Annotated in this window: 22 protein-coding genes; 17 read left to right on the top strand and 5 right to left on the bottom strand. The window is 75.4% G+C overall.

Features of this window, described 5'->3' with window-relative positions; genetic code table 11:
- The first annotated feature begins 40 nt into the window (after nt 1–40).
- The 8 genes from glmU (at nt 41) to B5Y66_RS02095 (ending at nt 9,786) form a co-directional block, all read left to right on the top strand.
- Nucleotides 41–1,669 carry a bifunctional UDP-N-acetylglucosamine diphosphorylase/glucosamine-1-phosphate N-acetyltransferase GlmU gene (gene glmU / locus B5Y66_RS02130; protein WP_079571686.1) on the top strand — a complete coding sequence of 543 codons (1,629 nt, stop codon included), beginning with the start codon at nt 41–43 and terminating at the stop codon, nt 1,667–1,669.
- On the top strand, nt 1,666–2,649 hold the full coding sequence (locus B5Y66_RS02125) for a ribose-phosphate diphosphokinase (RefSeq protein WP_079570302.1): 984 nt from the start codon (nt 1,666–1,668) through the stop codon (nt 2,647–2,649). The genes glmU and B5Y66_RS02125 overlap by 4 nt, the downstream gene beginning before the upstream one ends.
- A gap of 62 nt (nt 2,650–2,711) precedes the next feature.
- Nucleotides 2,712–3,866 (top strand): glycosyltransferase, encoded by a 1,155-nt coding sequence (locus tag B5Y66_RS02120; RefSeq protein ID WP_245806868.1) that lies wholly within the window; start codon nt 2,712–2,714, stop codon nt 3,864–3,866.
- Nucleotides 3,867–4,174: 308 nt separating this feature from the next.
- Nucleotides 4,175–4,786 (top strand): 50S ribosomal protein L25/general stress protein Ctc, encoded by a 612-nt coding sequence (locus tag B5Y66_RS02115; RefSeq protein WP_079570299.1) that lies wholly within the window; start codon nt 4,175–4,177, stop codon nt 4,784–4,786.
- Between the two features lie 109 nt (nt 4,787–4,895).
- On the top strand, nt 4,896–5,498 hold the full coding sequence (gene pth / locus B5Y66_RS02110; protein ID WP_079570296.1) for an aminoacyl-tRNA hydrolase: 603 nt from the start codon (nt 4,896–4,898) through the stop codon (nt 5,496–5,498).
- 114 nt (nt 5,499–5,612) lie between these two features.
- Nucleotides 5,613–6,770, top strand: a complete 1,158-nt coding sequence (locus B5Y66_RS02105) for a glycosyltransferase (protein ID WP_079570293.1) — start codon at nt 5,613–5,615, stop codon at nt 6,768–6,770.
- The gene (locus tag B5Y66_RS02100) at nt 6,767–8,584 is read left to right on the top strand and encodes a polysaccharide biosynthesis tyrosine autokinase (protein WP_079570290.1); all 1,818 of its coding nucleotides are present in this window, start codon (nt 6,767–6,769) and stop codon (nt 8,582–8,584) included. The genes B5Y66_RS02105 and B5Y66_RS02100 overlap by 4 nt, the downstream gene beginning before the upstream one ends.
- Before the next feature lie 35 nt (nt 8,585–8,619).
- Nucleotides 8,620–9,786, top strand: coding sequence for a glycosyltransferase family 4 protein (locus B5Y66_RS02095; RefSeq protein WP_176168755.1), 1,167 nt, complete (start codon nt 8,620–8,622; stop codon nt 9,784–9,786).
- Here B5Y66_RS02095 and B5Y66_RS02090 read toward each other — a convergent pair.
- From B5Y66_RS02090 to B5Y66_RS02075, 4 genes are read right to left on the bottom strand one after another with little or no spacing between them, the layout of a single operon-like run.
- Nucleotides 9,734–10,918 carry a glycosyltransferase gene (locus tag B5Y66_RS02090; protein ID WP_079570284.1) on the bottom strand — a complete coding sequence of 395 codons (1,185 nt, stop codon included), beginning with the start codon at nt 10,916–10,918 and terminating at the stop codon, nt 9,734–9,736. The two genes, B5Y66_RS02095 and B5Y66_RS02090, sit on opposite strands and share 53 nt — an antisense overlap.
- Nucleotides 10,915–11,940 (bottom strand): glycosyltransferase family 4 protein, encoded by a 1,026-nt coding sequence (locus B5Y66_RS02085; protein ID WP_079570281.1) that lies wholly within the window; start codon nt 11,938–11,940, stop codon nt 10,915–10,917. Before B5Y66_RS02085 ends, B5Y66_RS02090 begins: the two co-directional genes overlap by 4 nt.
- Entirely contained in the window at nt 11,937–13,340 is a 1,404-nt protein-coding gene (locus B5Y66_RS02080) for an O-antigen ligase family protein (protein ID WP_079570279.1), read from the bottom strand. Before B5Y66_RS02080 ends, B5Y66_RS02085 begins: the two co-directional genes overlap by 4 nt.
- On the bottom strand, nt 13,337–15,364 hold the full coding sequence (locus tag B5Y66_RS02075) for a glycosyltransferase (protein WP_245806867.1): 2,028 nt from the start codon (nt 15,362–15,364) through the stop codon (nt 13,337–13,339). The genes B5Y66_RS02080 and B5Y66_RS02075 overlap by 4 nt, the downstream gene beginning before the upstream one ends.
- 195 nt (nt 15,365–15,559) lie before the next feature.
- Here B5Y66_RS02075 and B5Y66_RS02070 point away from each other — a divergent pair, with 195 nt between their 5' ends.
- The 3 genes from B5Y66_RS02070 to B5Y66_RS02060 are packed head-to-tail and all read left to right on the top strand — an operon-like array spanning nt 15,560 to nt 19,100.
- Nucleotides 15,560–16,594: an NAD-dependent epimerase/dehydratase family protein gene (locus B5Y66_RS02070; RefSeq protein ID WP_079570276.1), complete on the top strand. Its 1,035-nt coding sequence runs from the start codon at nt 15,560–15,562 to the stop codon at nt 16,592–16,594.
- A complete protein-coding gene (locus B5Y66_RS02065) occupies nt 16,591–17,904 on the top strand; it encodes a class I SAM-dependent methyltransferase (protein ID WP_079570273.1) in 1,314 nt (437 codons plus the stop codon). Before B5Y66_RS02070 ends, B5Y66_RS02065 begins: the two co-directional genes overlap by 4 nt.
- Nucleotides 17,901–19,100, top strand: a complete 1,200-nt coding sequence (locus B5Y66_RS02060) for a class I SAM-dependent methyltransferase (protein ID WP_079570267.1) — start codon at nt 17,901–17,903, stop codon at nt 19,098–19,100. Before B5Y66_RS02065 ends, B5Y66_RS02060 begins: the two co-directional genes overlap by 4 nt.
- Here the strand turns inward: B5Y66_RS02060 and B5Y66_RS02055 are convergent.
- A complete protein-coding gene (locus tag B5Y66_RS02055; RefSeq protein ID WP_079570265.1) occupies nt 19,072–19,638 on the bottom strand; it encodes a dTDP-4-dehydrorhamnose 3,5-epimerase family protein in 567 nt (188 codons plus the stop codon). The two genes, B5Y66_RS02060 and B5Y66_RS02055, sit on opposite strands and share 29 nt — an antisense overlap.
- 181 nt (nt 19,639–19,819) lie before the next feature.
- Between B5Y66_RS02055 and B5Y66_RS02050 the strand changes: the two genes are divergently transcribed.
- Genes B5Y66_RS02050 through B5Y66_RS02025 form a run of 6 tightly spaced genes read left to right on the top strand, consistent with a single transcriptional unit; the run spans nt 19,820 to nt 26,316 of the window.
- Entirely contained in the window at nt 19,820–21,250 is a 1,431-nt protein-coding gene (locus tag B5Y66_RS02050) for a glutamate-1-semialdehyde 2,1-aminomutase (protein ID WP_245806866.1), read from the top strand.
- Nucleotides 21,247–22,098 carry a sugar phosphate nucleotidyltransferase gene (locus B5Y66_RS02045; RefSeq protein ID WP_079570262.1) on the top strand — a complete coding sequence of 284 codons (852 nt, stop codon included), beginning with the start codon at nt 21,247–21,249 and terminating at the stop codon, nt 22,096–22,098. Before B5Y66_RS02050 ends, B5Y66_RS02045 begins: the two co-directional genes overlap by 4 nt.
- Nucleotides 22,085–23,332, top strand: a complete 1,248-nt coding sequence (locus tag B5Y66_RS02040) for a polysaccharide pyruvyl transferase family protein (protein WP_079570259.1) — start codon at nt 22,085–22,087, stop codon at nt 23,330–23,332. Before B5Y66_RS02045 ends, B5Y66_RS02040 begins: the two co-directional genes overlap by 14 nt.
- A complete protein-coding gene (locus B5Y66_RS02035) occupies nt 23,329–23,964 on the top strand; it encodes a PIG-L deacetylase family protein (protein ID WP_079570256.1) in 636 nt (211 codons plus the stop codon). Before B5Y66_RS02040 ends, B5Y66_RS02035 begins: the two co-directional genes overlap by 4 nt.
- Nucleotides 23,958–24,872 (top strand): glycosyltransferase family 2 protein, encoded by a 915-nt coding sequence (locus B5Y66_RS02030; protein WP_176168754.1) that lies wholly within the window; start codon nt 23,958–23,960, stop codon nt 24,870–24,872. Before B5Y66_RS02035 ends, B5Y66_RS02030 begins: the two co-directional genes overlap by 7 nt.
- Before the next feature lie 22 nt (nt 24,873–24,894).
- Nucleotides 24,895–26,316: an apiosidase-like domain-containing protein gene (locus B5Y66_RS02025; protein WP_139820675.1), complete on the top strand. Its 1,422-nt coding sequence runs from the start codon at nt 24,895–24,897 to the stop codon at nt 26,314–26,316.
- The last annotated feature ends 114 nt before the right edge of the window (nt 26,317–26,430 follow it).

Raw genomic sequence — 26,430 nt, 5'->3', positions numbered from 1 at the left:
GGCGGCCGTCGTCGTCCTCGCCGCCGGGCAGGGGACGCGGATGAGGTCCGCGACGCCGAAGATGCTTCACGGCATCGGCGGGCGCACCCTGCTCGGGCACGTCATGACGGCGGCGCGCGAGCTGGAGCCGCTCAGCGTGGCCGTCGTCGTGCGGCACGAACGGGAGCTCGTCGCGGCGGCGGCCCTCGAGGTGGACCCCGACGTGTTCGTCGTCGACCAGGACGACATCCCCGGCACCGGCCGCGCCGTGCAGTGCGCGCTCGACGCGCTCGACGCCCGCGCGCACGCCGGGCGGGCCGCGCAGCTGGTGCACGACGACGCCGTCGACGACGAGCTGCACGTCGACCACGCCAACGGCGGCGACCACCCGCTGGGCGACGGCCTGGACGGCGCCGTCGTCGTCCTCGCCGGCGACATCCCGCTGCTGGACGGCGCCACGCTGGGCCAGCTGCTGGCCGCGCACCACGCCGACGGCAACGCCGTCACGATCCTCACGACCGAGGTCGCGGACGCCACCGGCTACGGCCGCATCGTGCGCGAGGACGGCACCGGCGACGTGCTGGCGATCGTCGAGCACAAGGACGCGACGCCCGCGCAGCGCGAGATCCGCGAGATCAACAGCTCCGTCTTCGTCTTCGACGCCGCGGTGCTGCGCCGTGGCCTCGCCGGCCTGGGCCGGGACAACGCGCAGGGCGAGGTCTACCTCACCGACGTCGTCGCCTCCGCGCGGGCCGAGGGCGGTGCCGTGCGGGCCGTGCTCAGCGACGACCCGATGCTCGTTGAGGGCGTCAACGACCGCGTGGCGCTCGCCACCCTCGGCGCCGAGCTCAACCGCCGCGTGCTGCTCGAGTGGATGCAGGCCGGCGTCACCGTCGTCGACCCCGCGACCACCTGGGTGGACGTCGACGTCGAGCTCGCCGAGGACGTGACGCTGCTGCCCGGCACCCAGCTGCACGGGGCCACCCAGGTGTCCTCGGGCGCGACGATCGGCCCGGACACCACGCTGACCGACGTCGAGGTGGGCCCGGGCGCCACCGTGGTGCGCACGCACGGCTCGCTGTCGGTGATCGGAGCGGACGCGTCGGTCGGCCCGTTCGCCTACCTGCGCCCCGGCACCGAGCTGGGTACCAAGGGCAAGATCGGCACCTTCGTCGAGACGAAGAACGCGCAGATCGGCGAGGGCTCGAAGGTGCCGCACCTGTCGTACGTCGGCGACGCGACGATCGGCGAGCACACCAACATCGGTGCCGCGTCGGTCACGGTGAACTACGACGGCCAGAAGAAGCACCGCACGGTGATCGGCTCGTTCGCGAAGACGGGCGCCGACAACATGTTCGTCGCGCCGGTGACCGTGGGCGACGGCGCCTACACGGCCGCGGGCTCGATCATCGTCAAGGACGTGCCGGCGGGCGCGCTGGGCGTCGCCCGTGCGCAGCAGCGCAACATCGAGGACTGGGTGGAGCGCCGCTGGCCCGGGACGCCGGCGGCCGAGGCGGCCGAGCGCTCCCGCGCCGAGGCGTCGGCCGGCCGGCTCGGCGCCCAGGCGCAGCAGCAGCTCGCCGCGCACAATGCCCTCACCGGCGCCATCCCGGTGGTGCCGCCCGCCGACCAGGCCTCCACCGACTCCGCCGGCAGTTCCGACCCGACCGAAGGAAGCACGCAGCGATGAACAACTTCATCCCCGGAACCGGTGAGCGCACGCTCGTCCTCGCCACCGGCCGGGCGCACCCGGAGCTCGCGGAGGCCGTGGCGAAGGAGCTCGGCATCGAGCTGCTGCCCGTCTCGGCCTACGACTTCGCGAACAGCGAGACGTACGTGCGGTTCAGCGAGTCGGTGCGCGGCTCGGACATCTTCCTGCTGCAGAGCCACACCGCCCCGGTGAACCAGTGGCTCATGGAGCAGCTGCTCATGGTCGACGCCGCCAAGCGGGGCTCGGCGCGCTCGATCACCGCGGTGGCCCCGTTCTACGCGTACGCGCGCCAGGACAAGAAGAGCCGCGGCCGCGAGCCGATCTCGGCCCGGCTCGTCGCCGACATGCTGAAGACCGCGGGCGCGGACCGCGTCCTCAGCGTCGACCTGCACACCCCGCAGATCCAGGGCTTCTTCGACGGCCCCGTGGACCACCTGTGGGCCATGCCCGTGCTGGTCGACTACGTGCGCACCCGCGTGGACCTGTCCAACGTCGCCGTCGTCTCGCCCGACGCCGGCCGCATCCGCGTCGCCGAGCAGTGGGCCGCCAAGCTGGGCGGCTGCCCGCTCGCCTTCGTGCACAAGACGCGCGACGTCACCCGCCCCAACCAGGCCGTCGCCAACCGCGTCGTCGGCGAGGTCGAGGGCCGCGACTGCGTGCTCGTCGACGACCTCATCGACACCGGCGGCACCATCGCCGAGGCCGTCAAGGTGGTCATGGACGCCGGGGCCCGCTCCGTCACCGTGGCCGCCACGCACGGCGTCCTGTCGGACCCCGCCGCGCAGCGCCTGCAGGAGTGCGGCGCCACCGAGGTCGTCGTCACCGACACGCTGCCGATCACGGCCGACAAGCGGTTCGACAAGCTCACCGTGCTGTCCATCGCCCCGCTCGTCGCTCGCGCCATCCGCGAGGTCTTCGACGACGGCTCCGTCACGAGCCTGTTCGACGGCAACGCCTGAGCGACGTCGCGGCCCGGGGTGACACGTCGCCCCGGGCCGCGTCGTCCGCCGAGGGGAGGGACATGACGGTGGACGTGACCGTGGTGGTCCCCACCTACAACGAGGGGCCGAACGTCGCGGAGCTGGTCCGCCGCCTGGCCGCCGCGCTCGGGCCCGACGGCGGCGGGCAGGTCGTGCCCGGGGGCGTCGAGGTGCTGTTCGTCGACGACTCCCGCGACGACACCCCCGCCGTCATCGAGCAGGTCGCCGCCCGGTCCGCGCTGCCCGTGCGGATGATCCACCGCGAGGTGCCCGACGGCGGGCTCTCGGGGGCGGTCGTCGCCGGCCTGCGGGCCGCGACCGGCGAGCGGGTGGTCGTCATGGACGGCGACCTGCAGCACCCGCCCGAGATGGTGCCCGTGCTCCTCGCCACCGCCCGCGAGACCGGGGCGGACGTCGTCGTTGCCTCCCGGTACACCGGCCGCGGCGACGCCGGCGGCCTCGACGGCCGCTACCGGCGCTGGGTGTCCAAGGCGTCCGGGCTGCTCGCCCGGTCGATGTTCCCTGTCAAGCTGCGCGACGTCTCCGACCCCATGACCGGGTTCTTCGTCGTGCGCCGGGCCGCCGTCGACCTCGCCGCGCTGCGCCCGCGCGGCTTCAAGATCCTGCTCGAGATCCTCGCCCGGCAGCGGCTCGTGGTGGTCGAGGAGCCGTTCGTCTTCGGGGAGCGGTTCGCCGGCCGGTCGAAGGCCACCGTCGCCAACGGGCTGCGCTACGTGCAGCAGCTCACGCTGCTGCGGTTCGGCCGCCTGTCCCCGTTCGCGCTGATCGGCGCGCTCGGCGCCGTGCTGAACCTCGCGATCCTCGCCGGGCTCCAGGCGCTCGGGGTGCACTACCTGCCCGCGGTGGTCTGGGCCAACGTCGTGACGATCGTCATCAACTTCCTGCTGCAGGAGCGGTTCGTCTTCGCCGACCTGCGGGAGGGCGCGCACGGCTTCTGGGGCCGGTTCGTGCGGTCGTTCGCGTTCAACGGCACCGAGGCGGCCGTGCGCACGCTGCTGCTGTGGTGGATCGTCGAGCGCGCCGTGCCGCACCCCGAGCTCGTGCAGGCGGTGCTCATCCTCGTCGCGTTCGTCGTGCGGTTCGTCTTCCAGGCGCAGGTCGTGTACCGCCCGCGGGGCACCTCGCGGGCCCGGGGCCGCACAGGGGACCGCCCCGGCGAGCACGCCCAGCCCTGAGTGAGGCTATACTCGTCCGGTTGCCTCGGCGAGGGACGTCTGACGGGCGCCGGTCACCAGGGTCGTGCAGGTCCAGCACCTGCGACCTGGCCGCCACCCTCAGCGCAGGATCCGTCGGATTTCCGTGATCGACTGGGCGGCTGTCGGTGCACCGCGTTCTGCGGGTGCCCCCACGGCGCGCTCACGATCGCGTCCGTCACGTGTCCCACGCCGACGCAACCGCAAGTTCGCGGGGACCACACTCCTCGTGGACAGCCGACGGCTCCCTCTGGCCGTCGGCACGCACAGACATCCCAGGAGTGATCCACGTGTCCGACATCAAGCTCGCCGCCGAGGCCCGCACCGAGTTCGGCAAGGGCGCCGCCCGCCGCATCCGTCGCGAGAACAAGATCCCCGCCGTCCTGTACGGGCACGGCACCGACCCGCTGCACATCACCCTGCCGGGTCACCAGACGATGCTCGCCACGCGCCACTCCAACGCGCTGTTCACCATCGAGCTGGACGACAAGTCCGAGATGGCCGTCATCAAGGACATCCAGCGCGACGCCGTCCGCGGCACCATCGAGCACATCGACCTGCTGCTGGTGAAGCGCGGCGAGAAGATCGCCGTCGACGTCACCGTGAACGTCGTGGGCGAGTCGGCCCCCGGCACCATCCACTTCGTCGAGGCGCAGACCCTGTCGGTCGAGGCCCTCGCCACGAACCTGCCCGAGTCCGTCGATGTCTCGATCGAGGGCCTCGAGGCCGGCCAGCACGTCACCGCCGGCGAGATCGCCCTGCCCGAGGGCGCCACGCTGCTCACCGACCCGGACGCCGCCGTCGTCGCCGTCGCCGAGCCGCGCGGCGAGGTCGCCGAGGAGGCCGAGGAGGGCGAGGCCGCCGAGGAGACCGCCGAGGCCGCCGAGTCCACCGAGGGCTGACCACACCCCCCGCCGTGAGCGCGATTTTGGCCCACTTCCCCGCGAGGAGGTGGGCCAAAATCATGCTCACAGCGATCCCGGGCAGGCGCAGGAGAGGAACCGACACCCGATGACCGACACCCCGTGGCTCGTCGTGGGGCTGGGCAACCCCGGGCCGAAGTATGCGGCCAACCGGCACAACGTCGGGCAGATGGTGCTCGACCTGCTGGCCGAGCGCACCGGCGCCCGGTTCTCCCGGCACGCGCGCGCCCAGGCCGTCGTCGCCGAGACGCGGCTCGGGGTGCTGCCCGGCGGCCGCCCCGGCCCGCGGGTCGTGCTGGCCAAGCCCACCACGTACATGAACACCTCCGGCGGGCCGGTCGCCGGCCTCGTCAAGTACTACGGCGTGGACCCGGCCCAGGTGGTCGTGGTGCACGACGAGGTCGACATCCCGTTCGACACCGTCAAGCTCAAGTCCGGCGGCGGCGAGGGCGGGCACAACGGCCTGCGCGACATCACCAAGGCCCTCGGCACCAAGGACTACGTCCGCGTCCGCGTCGGCGTCGGCCGGCCTCCGGGTCGTACGGACACCGCCGACCACGTCCTCAAGGACTTCTCCGCCACCGAGCGGAAGGACCTCCCGATCCTCGTCGACGACGCCGCCGACGCCGTCGAGATGGTGCTCGTCGAGGGGCTCCTCGCCGCGCAGGGCAAGTTCCACACCAGGGTGTGAACGGGGCCTGACCGGGCTCTTCACCCGGGTGGAAAGGCCTCCACAGGGCCCATTCCGTGCCCTGGTCTCCTTACGCTCGACGGGCGGTCTCGACCGTCCGCACGAGGAGGAACCATGGGCCCGACGGTGGCACTGGCGCACGACTACCTGACCCAGCGCGGCGGCGCCGAGCGGGTGGCGCTGACGATGGCCCAGGCCTTCCCGTCGGCGCCGCTCTACACGACGCTGTACCACCCGGACGGGACGTTCCCCGAGTTCGCCGAGGTGGACGTGCGTCCGTCGCGACTGGACCGGGTCGGGCCGCTGCGGCGCAACCACCGGCTGGCCCTGCCGCTGCTGCGGGGTGCGGTCGAGAGCCAGCCCGTCGACGCCGACGTGCTGCTCGCCAGCTCGAGCGGCTGGGCGCACCGCTACCGCGGCGCCCGGCGCACCGTCGTGTACTGCTACGCGCCCGCCCGCTGGTTGTACCAGCGGGACAGGTACCTCTCCGGGGCGTCCGGCCGGACGTGGAAGGACCTGTGGCGCACGGGGCTCGCCGGGTCGGCGCTCGACCTCCTCGGCCCCGGCCTGCGGAGGTCCGACGCGGACGCCGCCGCACGAGCGGACGTGTACCTCGCCGTCTCCACGGTGGCCCGACGGGCCGTCCAGGAGGTGTACGGCATCGAGGCCGAGGTGGTCCCGCCCCCGCCCGCGATGGATCCCGACGGCCCTGCCGCCGCCGTGCCCGGTCTGGCCCCGGGCTACCTGCTCTGCGTGGCGCGGCTCCTGCCGTACAAGAACGTCGACGTCGTCGTCGCGGCCGCCCGGCGCCTGCGCCTGCCCCTGGTGGTCGTCGGCGTCGGCCCCGACCGCGAGCGGCTCGAGCGGCTGGCGGGGAACGGCGTGCGGTTCGTCGGCAAGGTCGACGACGCGCAGCTGCGCTGGCTGTACGCCCACGCGTCGCTGCTCGTGGCGACGTCCTACGAGGACTACGGCCTGACGCCGCTGGAGGCTGCGGCGTTCGGCGTGCCCGCGGTGACGCTCGGCACGGGCGGCTACCTCGACACCGTCGTCGACGGCGTGACGGGCCTGTACGTGGAGAGCCCCGAGGCGGCGCCCGTCGCCGAGGGGATCGAGGCCGCGCTGGCGCGCTCCTGGGACCAGGAGGCCATCGGGGTGCACGTGAAGGGGTTCTCCCGGGACGCGTTCGTCGCCCGGCTCCAGGCCGTGGTGGCGCAGGAGGTCGCGGTCGCCGGGGTGTCGGGCACGCACAGGGAGATCGAGGGCCGATGACCGTTCGAGAGTTCCTGCGGGTGATGTGGGAGGGCAAGTACTTCCTCGTCGCCTCGATCGTGCTCGCCCTGGCGGCGGCGACCGTCTACGCGGACCGCAAGCCCGAGGTGTTCGAGGCGACCGCCACCGTCCAGATCAACTCGGTCGACCTGGGCGACAGCACGACCCCGGCGGCCACCACGACCAGCGTCGACACCGACCCCGGCCTCGTCGAGGCCCCCGGCGTGCTCCAGACGGCCGGCAAGGCCGTGGCCGCCGGGGCGGACCCGAAGGCGCTCGCCGCCCAGGTGTCGGGAGTGTTCGACGCCACCACCGGGATCATGACCGTCACCACCACGGCGGGCACCCCGGGCGGCGCGGTCGAGCTGGCCAACGGGGTCGCGTCCGCGTACGTCGACAGCCTGCCCGGCGTCATCGACGACCAGATCACCGAGATCGACGCCCGGCGCGACGCCCTGCGCGACCAGCTCGACACCGTGGACAAGCAGGTGAAGGACGCGCCGAAGGACCCCCTGGCGGGCGCGGAGCGCTCCACGATCATCGACCAGTACCAGACCCTGTCGGCGAGCCGGAGCACCCTGGAGTCGATCGTGACCCCCGCGCAGGTGCTCGTCCCGGCGACGGGCTCGTCGGCCGTGGTCGTCGGGCTGCCCCGGGCCAGCATCGTCCTCCTGGGTGCGCTCGCCGGGCTCGCGATCGGCATCGGGCTCGCCCTGGCACGGCGCGCGCTGGACTCCCGGCTGCGTGGCCGGTCCGACGCCGCCGTCGCCGCGGGCGTGCCCGTGCTCGCCGAGCTCTACGGGGTGACCAAGGCCGCCAGGTCGTACCGCCGCACGCCGGTGCTGCCGATCTCGAGCCGGGTGGCCTCGCCGTTCACCGAGTCGATCCGGGAGCTGCGCACCGCCCTGCACGTGGCGATGCAGGACCGCGAGCACGCCGTGGTCGTCGTGACCGCCACCGACCCGCACGCACCGCGGTCGTTCATCGCCGCCAACCTCGCGGCGTCGTGGGCGATGAGCGGGCGGGCCACCGTCGCGGTGTCGGGCGACCTGCGCCGGCCGGACCTGGAGGGCCTGCTGCCGCGCACGAACGGCCCGGGGACCGACCCGGACGGGCTGCGCCCCACGCAGGTGCCCAACCTGCGCTTCCTCGCGCTCTACGACCCGACGATGGACCCCGCGGACTACCTGGCGACGGACCGGGTCCGCGCGACGGTCGAGGCGGCCCGGGACGCGGCCGAGGTGCTCGTCATCGACGCGCCGCCGGTGCTCGCGGCCGCGGACGCCACGATCCTCGGTGCCTTCGCGGACTGCGTCGTGCTCGTCACGACCGCGGGCCGGACCGCGCGCAGCGTCCTGGCCGAGGCCGCGGAGCGGCTGCGGATCAACGGCGTGCCGCTCACCGGCGTCGCGCTCGCCGGCGTGAAGGGCGACAGCCGGATGGTCTACGCCTCGACCTACGGCGAGCCCCACGAGGGCGACCCGTCCGACACCCACCCGTCCGACACCCACCCGTCCGACACCGCTCCTGCCGACACCGACCCCTCCGACGTCGACCCGTCCGCCGCGAGCAAGGTGGACGACGACGCGTCCCCGGAGCGCCCGGGTGCCCCGGAGGGCGACGCCGCCCCCGAGCGCGTCACCCCTGCGCGGGAGGGCACGACCCCGGCCCGGCCGCCGGTGTTCCCGCCCACGGGGGTCCGGGTGGGGACCGTCGCGTCGCCCGTCCCGACGGCCGCGCAGGACGAGCCGCCGACGCCCGCGCAGGTCGCGCCCACGATCGGCCGGCTCCTGCGCACCGCGCGCCGGCCGTGACCGCCCGCCGGGGCGGCAGGGAGGGGCCCCTGCGCGTGGTCGTCGTCGACCACACCGCGGCGCTGGGCGGCGGGGAGCTGGCGCTGCTCCGGCTCGCCGCGGAGCTCGACCCGCGACGCGTCGAGCTCCGGGCGATCGTGCTGGACGACGGCCCGTTCGTGGCCAGGCTGCGGGCGGCGGGCGTGCGGACCGTGGTGGTCCGGGCGGGGGCGCGGTCGCGCGTCATGGACCGGCACGCGCTCGCCGGCTCCTGGCGAGCCGTGCTCGCGGTGGGTGAGACCGTGCGGCTCGTGGTCCGGGTGGCCGGCGTGCTCCGTCGCGCGGACGCCGACGTGGTGCACACCAACTCGCTGCGCGCCGACGTCGTGGGGCTCCTCGCGGCCCGGTGGTGCCGGGTGCCGGTGGTGTGGCACGTGCACGACCGGGTCGCCCCCGACTACCTTCCCTCGACCGCCGTCCGGCTGCTGCGCGCGCTGGCCCGCCGCGGCCCACGGGCCGTCGTCGCGAACTCGCGGGCGACCGCCGGGACGCTGCCGGGGGTGCGCGACCTGACCGTCGTCCACCCCGGCTACGCGCCCGAGCAGGCGGTCGCCACCTTCGAGGCGCGGGTGCCGCCGGAGCTCCCGGTGGTGGGCCTGGTCGGCCGGATCAGCCCCACCAAGGGCCAGCTGGAGCTGGTCCGCGCGGCGCGCACGGTGCTCGACCGCCGCCCCGACGTGCGCTTCCGCCTGGTCGGGGGAGCGCTCTTCGGCGCCGACGACTACGCGGTGGCCGTCGACGCGGAGATCGGCCGGCTCGGGCTGCGCGGCGCCGTGGACGTGGTCGGGTTCAGCGACGACCCGGCCGCCGAGCTCGACCGGTTGTCGGTGTGCGTGCACGCCTCGCCCGTCCCGGAGCCGTTCGGCCAGGTGGTCGTCGAGGCGATGGTGCGCGGGGTCCCCGTGGTGGCGACCGACGCCGGCGGGGTCCCGGAGATCGTCCGGCCGCTGGGCCGGGACCTGGGCGTGCTCGTGCCGCCGGGCGACCCGGAGGCGCTCGCCGCCGGGCTCCTGACCGTGCTGGACGACCCGGGCGGCGCCGAGCGGCGGGCCCGGGCGGCATACGACGACGCGACCCGCCGGTTTCCCGCCCGCGAGACCGCGCGGGCCGTCACCGAGGTGTGGGAGCGGGTGGCAGGACGGCGTCGACGACGTCGGACATGAGGGCGACCTGGCGCGTCCAGCTGGGGATCGGCTCGGCGCCGGCGTCCTCCGCGGTGGCCGGGGCGGGCGCGGGGACGGTGAGCGCGTCGCGCACGGCGGCGGCGAAGTCCTCCCGCCCGGCGACGGCGACGCGCGGGTCGCTCGTGTCGCGGAAGCCCGCCACCGGGGTCGACACGACGGGCCGCCCCACCGCCCGGTACTCGTAGAGCTTGAGCGGGTCGAGGCTGTCGGTGAACTCGTCGACGACGTGCGGGACGACGAGCGCCTCGGCGTGCTGCAGGTACGCGGGCACCTCGTCGAACGGCCGGGCGCCGAGCACCGCCACGCCCGCGCGGCGCAGCCGGTCGACGTCGGGGCGCTCCAGCGCGACCGGGCCGACGAGCACCAGCGTGCCGACGCCGTCGAGCGCGCGGGCGGTCTCCTCGCACAGCGCGACGTCGAGCCGGTCGGCGTGCAGCGTGCCGACGTAGACGGCCGTGCCGCCGGCCGGCAGGTCCGCCGGGCGGGGGACGGGGCGCCGGTACCGCTCGACGTCGACGCCGTTGGTCACGAGCACGACCGAGCGGGCGTCGGCCTTGCGGGCCGCCAGGGTGGGCGAGCAGACGGTGACGGTGGCGGCGTGCTCCACGAGGTACCGGTCGCCGTCCAGGACGCGTCGCGACTCGGCCGAGCCGCGCGACGCGGCGGTCCAGTCGTCGGTGACGTCGTACAGGGTCGGCCAGCCGCTGACGCGGGCCAGGGTGGCGCCGTAGGGGTCGTTGACCCACAGCACCGGCCGCGCCAGCCCGAGGCGGCGCGCGGCGCGGACGACGACGGCCGCGCGCCGCTCGTCGCCGTGCGGGGCGACCCGCCGGGGGAGCAGCTTGGTCGGCTCGAGGAGCCACAGCCGGCGGGGGCCGACCCCCTCGACGTCGGGGGCGGGCCGCAGCCCCCGCCCGGGCCGCGGCCACGCGCCGCGGGTGATCGCGTGCAGGGGGTCGCCGACCGGCTCGACGAAGAGCACCCGCGCCGACGGGCGCTCGCGCAGGAGCCCCGCGACGAGGTGCTGGTTGCGCCGCCAGACGTGGTCCCACGGCTCGAGCGACACGACGACGAGGTCGGGGCCGACGACGGTCTCCCGGGCCGGGTTCACGGCAGCACGTCCCGGTACACGCGTTCGGTGGCGGCGGCCTGGTGGGCGAGGGAGAACTCGGCCCGCTGCCGGGCCTGCAGGGCGGCGCCGTAGCGGTCGCGCAGCGCGGGGTCCTCGGCGAGGGCACGCAGCCGCCGCCCCGCGTCGTCGGCGTCGCCCGTGGCGTACAGGCCGGGACCCCCGGCGCGGCCGAGCGACTCGACGTGCCCGCCGGAGCCGTCCGCCACCACCGGGACGCCGCTCGCCATCGCCTCGAGCACGCTGAGCCCGAAGTGCTCGCCGGGGGTCGGGGCGAGGAAGATCGACGCGTCGGCCATCAGGGCGGCGACGTCGCTGCGGTGCCCGAGCAGGTCGACGGCGCGGTCGAGCCCGAACCTGGCCACCAGCTCCTTGGTCGCGACCTCGAGCGAGCCCGACCCGGCGATCCGAAGCCGCCAGCCGGCGATGGCGAGGCCCGACGCGGCGAAGGCGCGGACGCCGGCGTCCACGTGCTTCTCCGGCTCGAGGCGGGACGCGACGAGCACCACGGGCGACCTGAGCGCGGAGACGCGCGGGTGGGGCCGCTCCTCGACGCCCGCGACGATCACCTCGCTGGGACCGTCGATCCGCTCCCTCGTGTACCGGCTGATCGCGATCTGCGCGGCCACCGTCCGGCGGATGACGTGCGCGACGGCTCGGCCGGCGAGGCTGCGGCCGCGGACGAGGGCGAAGTGCCGCGTGACGACGAGCGGCACACGCCGTGCGAGCACCGGTGCCCAGAGGCAGGCCGCGGTCTCGGCCGCCGTCATGTGGGCGTGCACGACGTCGGGCCGGGCTCCCTCGGCGAGCGACCGGCGGGCCTCGGCCACGGTGGTGCCCGGCCGGAGCTCGACGGCGTCACCGGCGGCACCGGACATCGAGGCCGCGGCACCGCCGACCACGGCGACGTCGTGCCCCGCGTCGGCCTGGGCCCTGGCGAGCCGGGCGACGTGGGCCTCGACCCCGGCGAACGCGTCGGTCACGACGACGTGGGTGATCCTCATGACGCCTCCGTCTGCAGCGCCGCGTCCGAGCGGGGGCTCGGCACGTTCGGCGGCGGCGCGTCCCCGCCGACCTGTCCGTGCCGGACGTCGCGGGTGCCCGACTGCCTGTCGAGTCCCTCCGCCCCCAGGCACACGCCCACCAGCAGGAACGGCAGGGACACGATGATCGAGACCCAGAACTGGTCGAACTGGCTCGCGACGAGGCGGGACGCGAGCAGCGCGACGGCGAGCGTGCCGAACCGGCGGTCCATCCGCCACGCGACCACCAGGGTGCCCAGCATGAGGACCGCGAACCCCGCGAGGCCGACGACGCCGACGGAGGACAGCACCTCCGCGACCGCGTTGGGCGGCTGGAACCCGGCCACGGGCCCGGAGCTCCACCACCGCAGGCCGGCGCCGAACCACGGGTTCTCCCGCCAGACGTCGAAGCCGCCCGCGATCCCCGCGACGCGGAACGCCGTGGAGTTGAACGGGTCGTCGCCGGAGAGGTCGTCCTGGACCCGGCTCGCGACGAAGATCGCCGCCGGGGCCATGGTGAGCAGCATGAGGATCGGGGACCAGTGGCGGCCGTGGCCCGCGCGCAGCGCGAGGACGATCAGGCCGACGCCGAGGCCGACGATCGCCTGCCGGGACTGCACGGCCATCAGGCCGAGCACGAGCACGTAGAACGCGGGGATGCGGAACCACGCCGGCCAGTGCAGCCAGGGCTGCCGGACGAACGCGACGAGCGCGACCGACATGAAGATCGGGCCCGCGAGGTTCTTGTGCATCGCGAGCGGCCAGTTCGGGTAGACCGGCGACACGTCGCCCTGGGCGAGCTGCACCGCGGCCAGCGCGCAGGCGTTCAGCGCGACCACCAGGGTGGCGAGGGTGAGGAGCGTCAGCCCGAGCGTCGCGCGCCCGGACCGGCCCACCGCCCAGCCGACGACGAGCGCTCCACCGACTAGGACCCAGGCGTGGAACCACTCGACCGTGTTCTGGCGGAAGGGCGTGGCGACGACGGCGAACAGGGAGGCGAGCTGATAGATCGCCGAGAGCCACAGCATCGACCGCAGCGCGGGGGTGAAGGGGCGTGGCGAGAAGAGGAGGGCCACCCAGAACGCGCCGAACAGCGCCACGTCGCTGAGCGTCATGTTCAGGCTGTCGCCGCCGATCCGGTCGGAGACGACGAACGCGGGCATCGCGACCACCGGCACGAGCGACGGGTCGTAGAGGGTGACACCGGCGAGGGCGACGAGGGTCGCGGCGGCCACCCCGAGCGTGAGGTCGTGGGCGAGCACGTACGTGACACCGAGGACGGCGACCACGAGGACGGCCGCCCAGGTGGTGGCGCGGGTCGTCGTCCACAGGCCGGCGCGGAGGCCGGTGGGGAGGGCGACCCGGCGCCCGGCGGCGCTCACGAGGCCGCCACCTCGCGGCCCTCCAGCGCCGTGGGCCCGCCGAGGTAGGTGCGCAGCCGGCGCTGCGCGTGCCGCCGGCCAGGGCCGCGGAGCGCGGCGGACCGCAGCGCCGCGCCCGCGACGAGCGCGGCGCGGGCGGCGGCCCACCCCGCCGCACCGTAGTGCTTGCGCAGGTACCGCTCCTGCGAGGCGTGGAAGTGCAGCTCCCGCACCCGGTCGTCGGTGCTCGTGCCGGCGCCCTCGTGCAGGACCTTCGTGGTCTCCACGACGGCGTGCCGCCAGCCGCGCCGGTCGGCCCGGTAGGCCCAGTCGGTCTCCTCGGCGTAGAGGAAGAACCGCTCGTCGAGGGCGCCCACGCTGCGCAGCGCCTCGGCGCGGACCAGCAGGGCCGACCCGATCACGAAGGAGCGTTCCCCCGGGATCCGGAACCGGCCCAGGCCGGCGGCCTCGAGCCAGGCCCGGGCGGGGGAGGGGAACGGCCAGACCACGCGGCCGGGCCGTCCGTCGCCGTCGACCTGGGCCGGGCCGACGCTCGCGAGGCCGGGGTCCGCGTGCAGGGCGTCGTGGAGCGCCGCGACGGCGTCCGGCCCGACGACGGCGTCCGGGTTGAGCAGGAACACGTCGGCCCCCGGGTCCTGCCGGTGCGCGAGCGCCATGTTGACCGCCGCGGCGAACCCGAGGTTGCGCCCCGGGTCGTGGTAGACGCCGCCGCAGGCCTCGGTGATCGCGCGGTGCCGCGGGTCGGACGAGTTGTCGACGACCGTCAGAGGGAACGTGCCGGCCAGCGGCTCGAGCGCGGCGCGCAGCAGCTCCGGGCGGCCGTAGGCGACGACGACGACCTCGATGCGGGGCGCCGGCCGGTGGTCCGCGCCACCGCGCGCGGTGACGCCGTGGTCGTCCGTCGTCGTGCCGCGGCACGCCGCGTAGACCGCGCGGTACCGCCCGGCGACCTCCGGCCACGAGCACTCCCGGGCCCGGTCGAGCCCGGCCAGGCGCAGCACGCGCGCGGTCTGCGGCCGCGTCGCCTGCCGGATGCCGTCCAGCAGCGCCGCCGGGTCGCCCGGCGCCACGAGGACGCCGGCGCCGGCGACGACGTCCGGGACGGAGCCGACCCGGGTCGCCACCACGGGCGTGCCGCACGCCATCGCCTCCACCACGACCCGGCCGAACTGCTCGGCGAGCCCGGGCGTCTCCACCGACGGCACGACGAGCACGTCCAGCCCGCGGTAGAACGCGGGGAGGTCGTCGGTGTCCAGCGGGCCGAGGAAGGTCACCCGGTCGCCCAGCGGGGCGGCGGCCCGCCGCAGCCGTACCTCCTCCGGGCCGGCGCCCGCCACCACGAGCCCCAGGGACTCGTCCCGGGCGACGGCCGCGAGCAGCACGTCCACCCCCTTCTGGGTGGTGAGGCGCCCCGCGTACCCGACGCGCACCCGGCCCGGTGCCGGGTCGTCGGCCCGCGCCGTCGACGGCGTGAAGCGCGTCGTGTCCAGGCCGAGGGGGATGCGCTGCACCAGGCCCCGGGCCCCCTTGTAGCGCACGATGCGGGCGGCGTCGTGGTTGCACGTGACGACGGCGGCGGCGCCGCGCAGCGCGGCGGCCTCGAGCGCGCGGAACGGCCACGGGTACCGCTTGAGCAGGTTCTGCGCGGAGTAGAGCAGGTAGGGCGCGGGGCGGGCGCGGCGCCCGCGCGCGGCGTCGACGAACCGCCGCACCGCGCGCAGGCCCAGGATCTCGGCGGTGGCGAGCGCGACCGGCTCCTCGTGGATGTCGAGCACGTCCCACGGCTCGCCGAGCACCCGCCACAGCGCCCGCGGGTCGTAGAGGAAGAGGGCGGGGTGGCGGCCGAGGGTCCGTGCGGTCTCGAGCTCCTCGTCGGGCGCCGGCGAGGGGCGGACGTCCCGGCCGCCCTCGTCCCAGACGGCGGCCGTGAGGACGCGGACGTGATCGCCGTGCCGGCGCAGCTCGACCTCGCGGCCGCGCCAGGCGTCGACCACCGCGCTGTGGGAGATGCGCAGGACCCTCATGGTTCCCGATCCTCGCCGCCGGGGTGCGGGCGCGGAACGCCGCAGGCGCGGAATCACCCGGGTGACGAGGCTTTTCACCCCGGGCAACCCTCACGGTGGGAGGCGCCCGCTGGTTAGCGTCGAGGCGGCTGAGAAGCCACCGGCTCGGGGCTCCCCAGCCCGTCGGGCCGGCCGGACGACGACGGGGGACGGACCATGCGAGTGCTCGTCGATGGCGACCGAGGGTACGTGGGCGCGGTGCTGGTGCCGTTCCTGCAGGCGGCAGGCCACGAGGTGGTGGGCCTGGACGCCGGGTGGTACGACGGCTGCGACTTCGGGCCGCCGGTGACGGGGTACGAGCAGCGCACCGGCGACGTCCGGGACGCGCGGCCCGAGGACCTCGCCGGGTTCGACGCCGTGATCCATCTCGCGGCCATCTCCAACGATCCGCTGGGCCACCTCAACCCGCAGGCGACGTTCTCCGTGAACACCGACGGCGCCGTGCGCATGGCCCGCGCGGCGAAGGCGGCGGGGGTGACCCGGTTCCTGTTCTCGTCGTCGTGCTCCCTCTACGGGGCGGCGGGCGACGCGCCCGTGGACGAGGGCGCCGAGTTCCACCCCGTCACCCCCTACGGGGAGTCGAAGATCCAGGCGGAGCGCGGGCTCTCCGCGCTCGCGGACGACGACTTCTCGCCCACGTTCCTGCGCAACGCCACGGCGTACGGCTCGTCGCCGCGGCTGCGGGCCGACATCGTGGTCAACAACCTCACCGGCACGGCGTACACGCGCGGGGAGGTGCGGCTCGCGTCCGACGGCACGCCGTGGCGGCCCCTCGTGCACGTCGAGGACATCGCGCGGGCCTTCCTCGCCGCGCTCGAGGCGCCCCGCGAGGTGGTGCACGACCGGGCCTTCAACGTGGGCCGGGACGAAGACGTCGTGCAGATCCGCACGGTCGCCGAGCAGGTCAGCGAGATCACCGGCGCCCCCGTGACGTTCGCCGCCGGGGCGGGCGCCGACACCCGCAACTACCGGGTGGACTTCACCCGCGTCCGCGCCGAGCTGCCGGCCGCCGCGCCGCACTGGACGGTGCCGGACGGGATCCGGCAGATCTGGGAGGACGTCCACCGGTTCGGCCTCACGGCCGACGACTTCGAGGGCCCCCGCTTCGTGCGCCTGCACCGGGTGAGCGAGCTGGCCGGCACCGGCGCCCTCGACCTCGAGAACCTGCGCACGACGGCGGTGCCGGCATGACCGCCGTGTCGGCGGCCCGCCACGCCGCGCCCGCGGGGTCCGCGTCCGAGGGTTCCGCCGTGTCCGCGCCGTCGTGCCGGCTGTGCGGCGCGCCGCTGACCCGCACGTTCGTGGACCTCGGGATGTCGCCGCCGTGCGAGAGCTACCCGACGGCCGAGCAGGTCGACGGGCCCGAGGTGTTCTACCCCCTGCACGTGCGCGTCTGCGAGCGGTGCCTGCTGGTGCAGCTGCCCGCCTACGTGCCGGCGGAGGACATCTTCGACGACTACGCCTACTTCTCGTCCTACTCCGCGTCGTGGGTGGAGCACGCTCGCCGGTACGTCGACGACGCGGTCGAGCGGCTCGGCCTCACGCCCGAGCGGTCGTTCGTGGTCGAGGTCGCGAGCAACGACGGCTACCTGCTGCAGCACGTCACCGGCCGCGGGATCCGCTGCCTGGGCATCGAGCCGTCCGGGAACGTGGCCGCCGCCGCCGTCGAGCGCGGCATCCCCACGGTCGTCGAGTTCCTCGGCGAGGAGACGGGGCGGCGCGTACGGGACGAGCACGGCCCGGCCGACCTCGTCGTGGCCAACAACGTGTTCGCGCACGTGCCGGACATCCTCGACTTCGCGCGCGGACTGCGGCAGCTCGTCGCCGACGACGGCCGTGTGTCCATCGAGATCCCGCACCTGCTGAGGCTGGTGGAGGGCAACGAGTACGACACGATCTACCACGAGCACTACAGCTACCTGTCGCTGCTCACGACGCAGCGGGTGCTGGCCGCCGCCGGCCTCACCGTGGTGGACGTGGACGAGCTGCCCAGCCACGGCGGGTCGCTGCGCACCTGGTCGGTGCCGACGCCCGACGCCGGGGCGCCGGAGCCGTCGGACGCCGTCGCGCGCGTGCTCGCCGCCGAGGCCGCCGCCGGGCTGCACACCGTGGAGGGGCACGCAGGCTTCGCCGAGCAGGTCGCCGCAGTGCGCGACGACGTGCTGCGCTTCCTGCTCACCGCACGCCGCGAGGGCAAGCGGGTGGTCGCGTACGGGGCGCCCGGCAAGGGGAACACGCTGCTCAACCACTGCGGGGTGCGCTCCGACCTCGTCGAGTTCGCCGTCGACCGCAACCCGTACAAGCACGGCCGGTTCACGCCGGGCATGCACCTGCCGATCCGCCCGCCGGAGGAGCTCGACGCCGCGCGGCCGGACTACGTCGTCGTCATGCCGTGGAACCTGCGGCGGGAGATCTCCGCCCAGCTCGCGCACGTCGCCGACTGGGGTGGCCGCCTGGTGACGTTCCTGCCGCGCCTCGAGGTCTTCGAGCCGGGCACGTGAGCGCCGTCGTTCCCGGGTGGCGCTGCCGGTGGTGCCGTTCCGACCGGGGCACGGTCGTGCTCGACCTGGGCGCCCAGCCCGCGTCCGACCTGTTCCCGGAGCCGGAGGCGCCCGCCCCCGACCCGGTGCACCCCCTGCGGATGGTGATGTGCGACCGGTGCCGCCTCGCCCAGCTCGAGGAGGACCCGACCGGCCCGGAGGTGCCCCGCGGCGTGGAGCCCGCCGCCCTGGTCGCCCAGGCACGGGCGGGAGTGGCCGACCTCGTCGCGGGCGGGCTCCTGGGCCCCGGCACCTGGGCGGCGGAGATGCGCAGCCCGCACGGGGGCTCCTGGCTGGAGCGCGTGCAGGAGATCGTGCCCGACGCGGTGCTGCTGGACGGCCATGGCACGGTGCCGGGGCTCGCGGCCGACCTCGTCGTCGACTCGCTCGGCCTCATGCACGAGGCCGACCAGCGGGCGGCGTGGGACCTGCGGCTCGACTCCCTCGCCCCGGACGGCGTGCTGGCGCTGCACGTGCACCCGCTGTCGGTGATCGTGCGCGACGGCACCTGGAACGCGCTGCGGCACGGGCACTTCGCGTACTACTCGCTCACGGTGCTCGTGGAGATGGCGCGCAGCACCGGCCTCGTCCCGGTGGGGCTGTGGCGGTACCCGCTCTACGGCGGCACGCGCCTGCTCGCGCTGGCGCGGGAGGGCTCGGAGCCCGCCCGGGCGCACGCCGGGTCCGCGGGGGAGCTCGTCGCGACCGAGCTGGCCGCCGAGGCCGCGGCAGGGGCGACGGAGCCGCGCGCGGTGGCGGTGCTCCAGCGGCAGGTGGCCCGGTCGGCGGCGGCGCTGCGGGACTGGCTCGACGAGAGCACGGGGAAGGTCGTCGCCTACGGCGCGGCGTCGCGGGCGGTCGCGCTGTTCGCGCTCGCGGGCGTCACCGCCGACGACGTCCTCGCCGTGGTGGACGCGTCCCCCGCCAAGCGGGGCCGTGCCATGCCCGGCGGGCCCGGGCCGCGCGTGCCGGTGCTCGGGGCGGACATCCTCGCCGAGGTCCGCCCCGACAAGGTGCTCCTGCTGGTGCCGGACCTGCTCGACGAGGTGCGCTCCGCGCACCCCGAGGTCGAGGGGCTCGGGGGCCGCTGGGTGGTCGCGGAGCCCGAGCCCGTCGAGGTCGAGCCGCTCAGCCGCGACCGGGGCCGTCGCCGGTGAGCGTCGCGACCAGCGCCGCCCACGACCCGGCGGCGGCGTCGCGGTCGCTGACGAGCGAGACCGGCAGGGGCCACCCCACCCCCAGGTCGGGGTCGAGGTGGTGCACGGCGACGTCCTCCGCCGGGTCGTGCTCGGCGTCGATGCGGTAGCAGACGTCGGCCGTGTCGGTGAGGGTCTGATGGCCGTGCAGGCAGCCGCGCGGCACGGACAGGACGTGGAAGTCGACGTCGTCGAGCCGGAACGCCTCCCACCGCCCGAACGTGGGGGAGCCGGGCCGCGCGTCGACGACGACGTCGTGCACGGCGCCGTGCGCGACGCGCACCAGCTTGGCCTCCCCGCCGCCCACGCGGCCGTGCAGCCCGCGCACCACGCCGCGGCGCGAGCGGGACTGGCTGTCCTGCACGAAGGCCGCCGGGTCGAGACCGGCGCGCGCCGCGGTGGCGGTGTCGAACGTGCGCGTGAACAGGCCCCGCTCGTCGCGGTGCGGGGTGGGGGCGAGGATCAGCACCCCGTCGAGGGTGGTGGGCAGCACCTGCATGTCCACACCGTACGGACGGGCCGCGGGAGCGGACGGGTGAAGTCGTCCCGGGCGCCGGATGAAAAGGCCCTCGGGCCCTTCAACGCCGCCGGGCCTTCGCCGCAGACTGGCGGCGGGGCCGGCCCCCTGCCGGCCCCACCAGGCTTCACGACCCACCTCCCCACCCGCATCCGGGGGCACCATGACGCAGCTGACGCAGCAGGCTCCACAGCCCGACCCGATGCAGCCCGCCGAGCCCGTCCGGTCCTTCGACCGGTCGACGGCCGCGCAGGCCCGCCTGCACCGACTCGTGCCGGGCGGGGCGCACACGTACGCCCGCGGCGCCGACCAGTACCCCGAGCACATGGCCCCGGTGCTGGTCCGCGGCAGGGGTGCGCACGTGTGGGACGTGGACGGCAACGAGTACGTCGAGTACGGGATGGGGCTGCGCAGCGTCACGCTCGGCCACGGCTTCCGGCCCGTGGTCGACGCCGTCGCGTCGGCGGCCGCCGACGGCGTGAGCTTCTCCCGGCCCAGCACGTGGGAGCTGGAGGCGGCCGAGGCGTTCTGCGCGCAGGTCCCCGGCGCCGACATGGTGAAGTTCGCGAAGAACGGCTCCGACGTCACCACCGCTGCCGTCCGCCTGGCCCGCGCCGCCACCGGGCGCGACCTGGTCGCCGTCTGCGCCGACCACCCGTTCTTCTCCACCGACGACTGGTTCATCGGCACCACCCCGATGGACGCGGGCGTCCCGCGCGCGATCACCGACCTCACGGTCCGCTTCCCCTACGGCGACCTGGCTGCCGTGGCGGCCCTGCTCGCCGCTCACGAGGGCCGGGTCGCCGCCGTCGTCCTCGAGGCCGCGACCGCGCACGCGAGCCCCCCGCCCGGGTACCTGGAAGGGCTGCGCGCCCTGTGCGACAGCACCGGCACGGTGCTCGTGTTCGACGAGATCATCACCGGGATGCGCTGGTCCGCCGGCGGCGCGCAGACCGTGTACGGCGTCGTGCCCGACCTGTCGACCTGGGGCAAGGCGCTCGGCAACGGGTTCGCCGTCTCGGCGCTCGCGGGCCGCCGGGAGCTGATGGAGCTCGGCGGCCTCGCGACCGACGCGCGCCGCGTCTTCCTGCTCTCCACGACGCACGGCGCGGAGACGGCGGGCCTCGCGGCGTGGCTGGCGGTGCACCGCGAGTACGCGGCCCGCGACGTGCCCGCCGTGATGGCCGCCCAGGGGGAGCGGCTGCGCGACGGCGTGCAGCAGGTGGTGGACGCCGCCGGGCTGACCGGCTGGGTGACGGTCTCGGGGCACCCCGCGTGCCTGGTCTTCGGCACCCGCGACCACGCCGGCGAGCCCTCGCAGCCGTACCGCACGCTCTTCCTCGCCGAGCTGCTGCGCCGCGGCGTGCTGGCGCAGTCGTTCGTGATCTCGGCCGCGCACACCGACGCCGACGTCGACCGGACGGTCGAGGCCGTCGCGGGAGTGCTGCCGGTCTACGCCGCCGCGCTCGACGCGGGCGGTACCGACGGGTTCCTCGACGGGAGGCCCGTGGCCCCCGCGCTGCGGGAGCGGGCCGCGCCCCGCCGCATCCATCACACGCCCGACGACGGGCAGGCCCAGGGAGGGACGTCATGAAGGTCGTGCTGTTCTGCGGCGGACTGGGGATGCGGATGCGGTCCGGCCCCGACTCGCTGCCCAAGCCGATGATGCCGATCGGGTCCCGGCCCGTCCTGTGGCACATCATGAAGTACTACGCGCACTACGGGCACACGGAGTTCGTGCTCGCCCTCGGTTACGGCGCGAACGCCGTCAAGGACTACTTCCTGAGCTACTCCGAGACGCACTCCAACGACTTCGTCCTCACCAAGGGCGGCGAGCAGGTGGAGCTGCTGAGCAGCGACATCAGCGAGTGGCGCATCACCTTCGTCGACACCGGGATGGACACGGCGATCGGGGAACGGCTGCGGCGCGTGCGGCGCTACCTCGACGACGACGAGGTCTTCCTCGCCAACTACGGCGACGTGCTCACCGACGCGCCGATGGACCGCATCGTCGACGACTTCCTGGCCACGGACGCCGTCGGCTCGCTGATGGCCGTCTCCCCGCAGGACTCGTTCCACGTGGTGCGCTTCGACCCCGACGGCACGATGCGCGACCTCGAGCCGGTGGCCGACATGAGCATGTGCATCAACGGCGGCTACTTCGTGCTGCGCCAGGGCATCTTCGACTACCTCGGCGAGGGCGAGGACCTCGTCATGGACGCCTGCGTCCGCGCCGCCCGTGCCGGCCGGTTCCGGGTGCACCCGCACACCGGGTTCTGGGCGCCGATGGACACGCTCAAGGAACGGTCCGCGCTGGAGGAGATGAACCGCACGGGCGACCGGCCGTGGGCGGTCTGGGACCGCGCCGCGGCGCGCGAGCCGCGGCGCGTGCCGGTGGTCGAGGTCGGCGAGGTCGTGGGTCGGGCGCGTGCCCGTGCGTGAGGGCGCCGTGCGAGTCGGCCTGCTCGGCCAGTTCGGATACTGCAACTTCGGGAACGAGGCGTCGCTCGACGCCGTCCTCGACCTCCTGCACCGCCACGGCGGGCCCGCGGTCCGGCCGGTGGTCCTCACCGACGCGCCCGACCATGTGCGGGCCGAGCGCGGGATCGAGGCCGTGCCGGCGTCCGACCGGAGCGCCGTGCGGACCGGCTGGAGGCGCGTGGCGGCCAAGCTCGCGGACATCCCTCACGCCTGGCGGGTCGTGGGAGGGCTCGACGCCGTGGTCGTGCCGGGGACGGGGATCCTCGAGGGGCACGCGGTGTCCCCGTTCGGTCCGCCGTTCCAGATCGCCCTGTACGGCGTCGTCGCCCGGGTGCGACGGCGCCCGTACCTGGTGCTCTCGGTCGGCGCGGACCGCCGCGGGGGTCGCGCCCACCGGCTCATGCAGCGCACCGTGGCGCGCACCGCGACCTACCTGAGCGCCCGGGACGCAGGCTCGGCGGACGCGCTCGCGGCCGGCGCGCGCCGGCCACCGGAGGTGCCCGACCTCGTGCTCGGACTGCCTCTGCCGGAGCCCGGCGACGGCCCGGGGCCGGGAGACCGTCCCCTCGTCGCCGTGGGCGTCGTCCGGTACGACTGGTACGCGCCCGCCGACGAGCGCGACGACTACGCGGACCGCACGGCCCGCCTGACCCGGGAGCTGGTCCGCGGCGGTGTCGACGTCGTGCTCGTCGTGGGTGACGGTGCCGACGACTCGACGGCTCAGGACGTGGCGGCGCGGATCGACGCCCCGGACCACGTGCACGTCGCCGCCGTCGGCTCGGTCGCCGAGCTCGAACGTCGTCTCGTCGGCTGCCGCGCGATGGTCGCCGTCCGCTACCACAACCTGGTGGGCGCGATCCGCACCCGCGTCCCGGTCGTCTCGCTCGGGTACGGCCCCAAGCAGCGGTGGCTGCTGGAACGCTTCGGCGACCCGGGGCGGGCGCACGACGTCCGCCGGTTCGACCCGCAGGTCGTGGCCCGCCAGGTGCTGGCCGCCGTCGCGGACGCCGACGCCGACGGGGTGCGCACCGCACGGGCGCTGGCGGCGGCGCAGGCCACGCTGGCCGTCCAGGAGCGCCGGGTGGCCGCGCTGCTGGGGCTCGCCGGGCCGGTCGCGCCCGCCCTGGACGCGGAGGTCCTGGACGCGGAGGACCTGGACGTGGGGGCGGCCCCGCTCGCGGAGGTGACGGAATGATCCCGCTGCGCCTGGACTCCGCCGAGCTGCGGGTCGTGTGCCTCGCGGCCCACCCGGACGACGTCGAGATCGCCTGCGGCGGCACGCTCCTCGCGCTGGCGGAGCGGCCGGGCGCCACGGCCGACTTCCTCACGCTCACCGGCGACCCCCTGCGCGAGGCCGAGGCGGCCGACGCCGCGAAGGCGTTCGTCCCGGCCGCGTCGTCGGTGTTCGCGGGGCTGCCCGACGGGCGTCTTCCCGAGCACTGGGGCGCGACGAAGCGTGCGCTCCACGAGCACGCCGAGCGCCACCCCGCGCCGCACGTGGTGCTGGCCCCGCGTCCCGACGACGCCCACCAGGACCACCGGCTGGTGGGGGAGCTGGCCGCCACCGTGTGGCGGGACGCCCTCGTGCTGCACTACGAGATCCCGAAGTGGGACGGCGACATGGGACGCCCCGCCGCCTACGTGCCCGTGCGGGAGGAGCTGGCGCGGCGCAAGGTCGAGCTGCTCGACCGGAGCTACCCGTCCCAGCGCGGCCACGACTGGTGGGACCCAGAGGTGTTCCTCGGCCTGATGCGGCTGCGGGGCATGGAGTGCCGGGAGCGGTACGCGGAGGCGTACACGGTGCGAAAGGCCGTGGTCCGGTGGTGACGGTGACCGTGGGGGTGCCGGTGCGCAACGGGGAGGAGTTCCTCGAGCGCACGCTGCGCGCCCTTCAGGAGCAGGACCTGGCGGACATCGAGGTGATCGTCGCGGACAACGCGTCCACCGACGGCACCCGGAAGGTCGCCGAGGCGGTGGCCGAGGAGGACCCGCGGTTCACCTACCTGCCCGCCGAGGCGAACGGCGGCATCCCCTGGAACTGGAACCGGACGCTCGCCCGCGCCCGCGCGCCGTACTTCATGTGGAACGCCGCCGACGACATGGTCCGCCCCCGGCACCTGACGGCCTGCGTCGACGCGCTCGAGAGCTGCCCCCGGGCGACGATCGCGTTCTCCCGCGTCCAGTGGTGCGACCCGGACGACCACGTGGTGGACGCGATGAACGACGAGGGCCTCGACTTCCTCCCGCTCGGGCCCGCGGACCGCGTCGGCCTGTTCCTCGGCCGCGGGGTGTGGCAGGCGGTCGGCTGGGGCGGGGTCTTCCGCACGGCGGCGCTGCGGGAGCGCGGCGGGCTGCCCGACTACTGGGGCGGCGACTTCGGGCTCGGGGTCGCGATGGCGATGCGGGCGCCGTGGGTCCAGGTGCCCGAGATCGGGTACCTCGCGCGCCGGCACCCGGGGCAGATGACGAACCTGCAGGCCCGCGACCCGGTGCAGCAGACACGGGCCTACCGGCCGGGCTTCCGCCGCCCGGTCGCCTTCCCTCAGTGGTACATGAACGCCCGGATGCTGGCGGAGGCGGCCCGCGCCCCGGCGCCGGCGGCCGAGCGTGCCCGAGCCGCCCTCGCGGTCGTCCGGCACTGGACGGTGCCCGACGCGCGGTCCCTCGGCAGCGACGTGAAGCGGAGCCTGATCAGGGTGGCGCGAGGGGGGCTCCGGGATGCGACACCCGCATGAGCGGTCGCCTCGGCGAGCTCGCGTGCTGGTGGGGGCCGGCACGGTGGTGGTGGTCGTCCTGGCCGCGTGGGCGGTGCTGAGCATGACGGGCGCCGCGCCGTGGGACGAGGAGCCCCCCGCCGCGGACGCCCCGCTTCGCGAGCTCACGGCAACCCGGGGCGCCGTCGCCACCGGCGGCGAGCCCCAGTGGATCACGGGGATCTCCTCCGACGGCCGCACGTTCGTCGACCAGGGCGGCGACCCGGTCCTCGTGCGCGGCGACGCGCCCTGGTCGCTGCTGACCGACCTGCACCCCGACGAGGCCGAGACCTACCTGGCGACCCGGTCCGCGCAGGGGTTCAACGCGATGCTCGTCTCGCTGGTCGGTGCGGTCGCGAACGGCGCGCCGTCCGACGACGGGGCGACGGTCGACGGGCTGCTGCCGTTCGTGGACGGCGACGTGCTGCGGTGGGAGGAGGAGTACTTCGACCGGGCCCACGAGACGGTGCGGCGGGCGGGCGAGCTGGGGATCACGGCGATGCTGTACCCGATCGACTCGTGGACGCTGGACCACACCTTCGCCGGAGCGTCGCCGCAGACGTGCCGCGCCTTCGGGGAGATGGCGGCCCGCTGGGCCGCCGACCTGCCCGTCCTGTGGATGACCGGTGGCGACTACTCGCGCTCCGCGGAGCGAGACGCGTGCCTCGAGGCGATGCTCGAGGGCATCCGGTCCACGGGGGACGACCGGCCCTTCACCGCCCAGCTGCGGGACGTGTCGTCCGCGGCCGCCGACGACCACTGGCGCGACCGCGTCGACTGGAGCTTCGTGTACACGTACGGGCCGACCCCGCTCGCGGTCGGCGAGGCGTACGCCGCGACCCCCGCCCGGCCGGCGCTGCTGGGCGAGGCGAACTACGAGGGCGAGAACAACACGGGCGGGCCGACGACGACCCCGGAGACGTTGCGCCGCCAGGTGCTCTGGGCGATCACCTCCGGCTCTCCCGGGGACGTGTTCGGGACGGACGACTGGGAGTTCCACGACGGCTGGGAGGCGCGCCTGGAGTCCGAGGGCGCCGAGCAGGTCTCCCGGATCCGGGACGTGGTCGCGTCCCTGGCGTGGTGGACGCTCCGGCCCCAGGAGTCGTTCCTCACCGGCGGGGCCGGCGGGGAGGCGGAGGCGGCCCAGGACGTGCTCGACGCCGACCTCGCGACGGCGGCGGTCGCCCCGGACGGCAGCCTCGCGCTCGTCTACGTGCCGTCCGAGCGCGCGGTCTCCCTGGACCTGTCGCTCCTCGCCCCGGGGGCGGAGGCCGCGTGGGTCGACCCGTCGACGGGCGCGGCGACGGCCGTCGGGCCGGTGTCGGAGCTGTCGGTCACGCCGTCGGGAGAGGTGCCCACGCCGGGGGACAACGCGGCGGGCGCGGGCGACTGGCTGCTCGTGCTGGGCACGGACCTGCCCTTCTGAGCACGTCCCACGGAGCGGGCGGCGACTCGCGTCACGGCCTCGGGCTGCCCGCCGTGCAGGACGACCTCGGCCAGGCCGAGGAGGTTGCCGCGCAGGCGCCCCGCGCGGTCGGGC

The sequence above is a fragment of the Krasilnikoviella flava genome (assembly GCF_900167525.1).
GTDB lineage: Bacteria > Actinomycetota > Actinomycetes > Actinomycetales > Cellulomonadaceae > Isoptericola > Isoptericola flavus.
Note: the sequence above shows the minus strand (reverse complement) of the source record. Positions and strands in the feature narration are given on the sequence as shown.

Excerpts from the sequence above, each read along its gene's own strand:
- glmU (WP_079571686.1), top strand. The coding sequence starts at position 41 with ATGAGGTCCGCGACGCCGAAGATGCTTCACGGCATCGGCGGGCGCACC.
- B5Y66_RS02125 (WP_079570302.1), top strand. The coding sequence starts at position 1,666 with ATGAACAACTTCATCCCCGGAACCGGTGAGCGCACGCTCGTCCTCGCC.
- B5Y66_RS02120 (WP_245806868.1), top strand. The coding sequence starts at position 2,712 with ATGACGGTGGACGTGACCGTGGTGGTCCCCACCTACAACGAGGGGCCG.
- pth (WP_079570296.1), top strand. The coding sequence starts at position 4,896 with ATGACCGACACCCCGTGGCTCGTCGTGGGGCTGGGCAACCCCGGGCCG.
- B5Y66_RS02105 (WP_079570293.1), top strand. The coding sequence starts at position 5,613 with ATGGGCCCGACGGTGGCACTGGCGCACGACTACCTGACCCAGCGCGGC.
- B5Y66_RS02100 (WP_079570290.1), top strand. The coding sequence starts at position 6,767 with ATGACCGTTCGAGAGTTCCTGCGGGTGATGTGGGAGGGCAAGTACTTC.
- B5Y66_RS02085 (WP_079570281.1), bottom strand. The coding sequence starts at position 11,940 with ATGAGGATCACCCACGTCGTCGTGACCGACGCGTTCGCCGGGGTCGAG.
- B5Y66_RS02075 (WP_245806867.1), bottom strand. The coding sequence starts at position 15,364 with ATGAGGGTCCTGCGCATCTCCCACAGCGCGGTGGTCGACGCCTGGCGC.
- B5Y66_RS02070 (WP_079570276.1), top strand. The coding sequence starts at position 15,560 with ATGCGAGTGCTCGTCGATGGCGACCGAGGGTACGTGGGCGCGGTGCTG.
- B5Y66_RS02065 (WP_079570273.1), top strand. The coding sequence starts at position 16,591 with ATGACCGCCGTGTCGGCGGCCCGCCACGCCGCGCCCGCGGGGTCCGCG.
- B5Y66_RS02055 (WP_079570265.1), bottom strand. The coding sequence starts at position 19,638 with ATGCAGGTGCTGCCCACCACCCTCGACGGGGTGCTGATCCTCGCCCCC.
- B5Y66_RS02050 (WP_245806866.1), top strand. The coding sequence starts at position 19,820 with ATGACGCAGCTGACGCAGCAGGCTCCACAGCCCGACCCGATGCAGCCC.
- B5Y66_RS02045 (WP_079570262.1), top strand. The coding sequence starts at position 21,247 with ATGAAGGTCGTGCTGTTCTGCGGCGGACTGGGGATGCGGATGCGGTCC.
- B5Y66_RS02035 (WP_079570256.1), top strand. The coding sequence starts at position 23,329 with ATGATCCCGCTGCGCCTGGACTCCGCCGAGCTGCGGGTCGTGTGCCTC.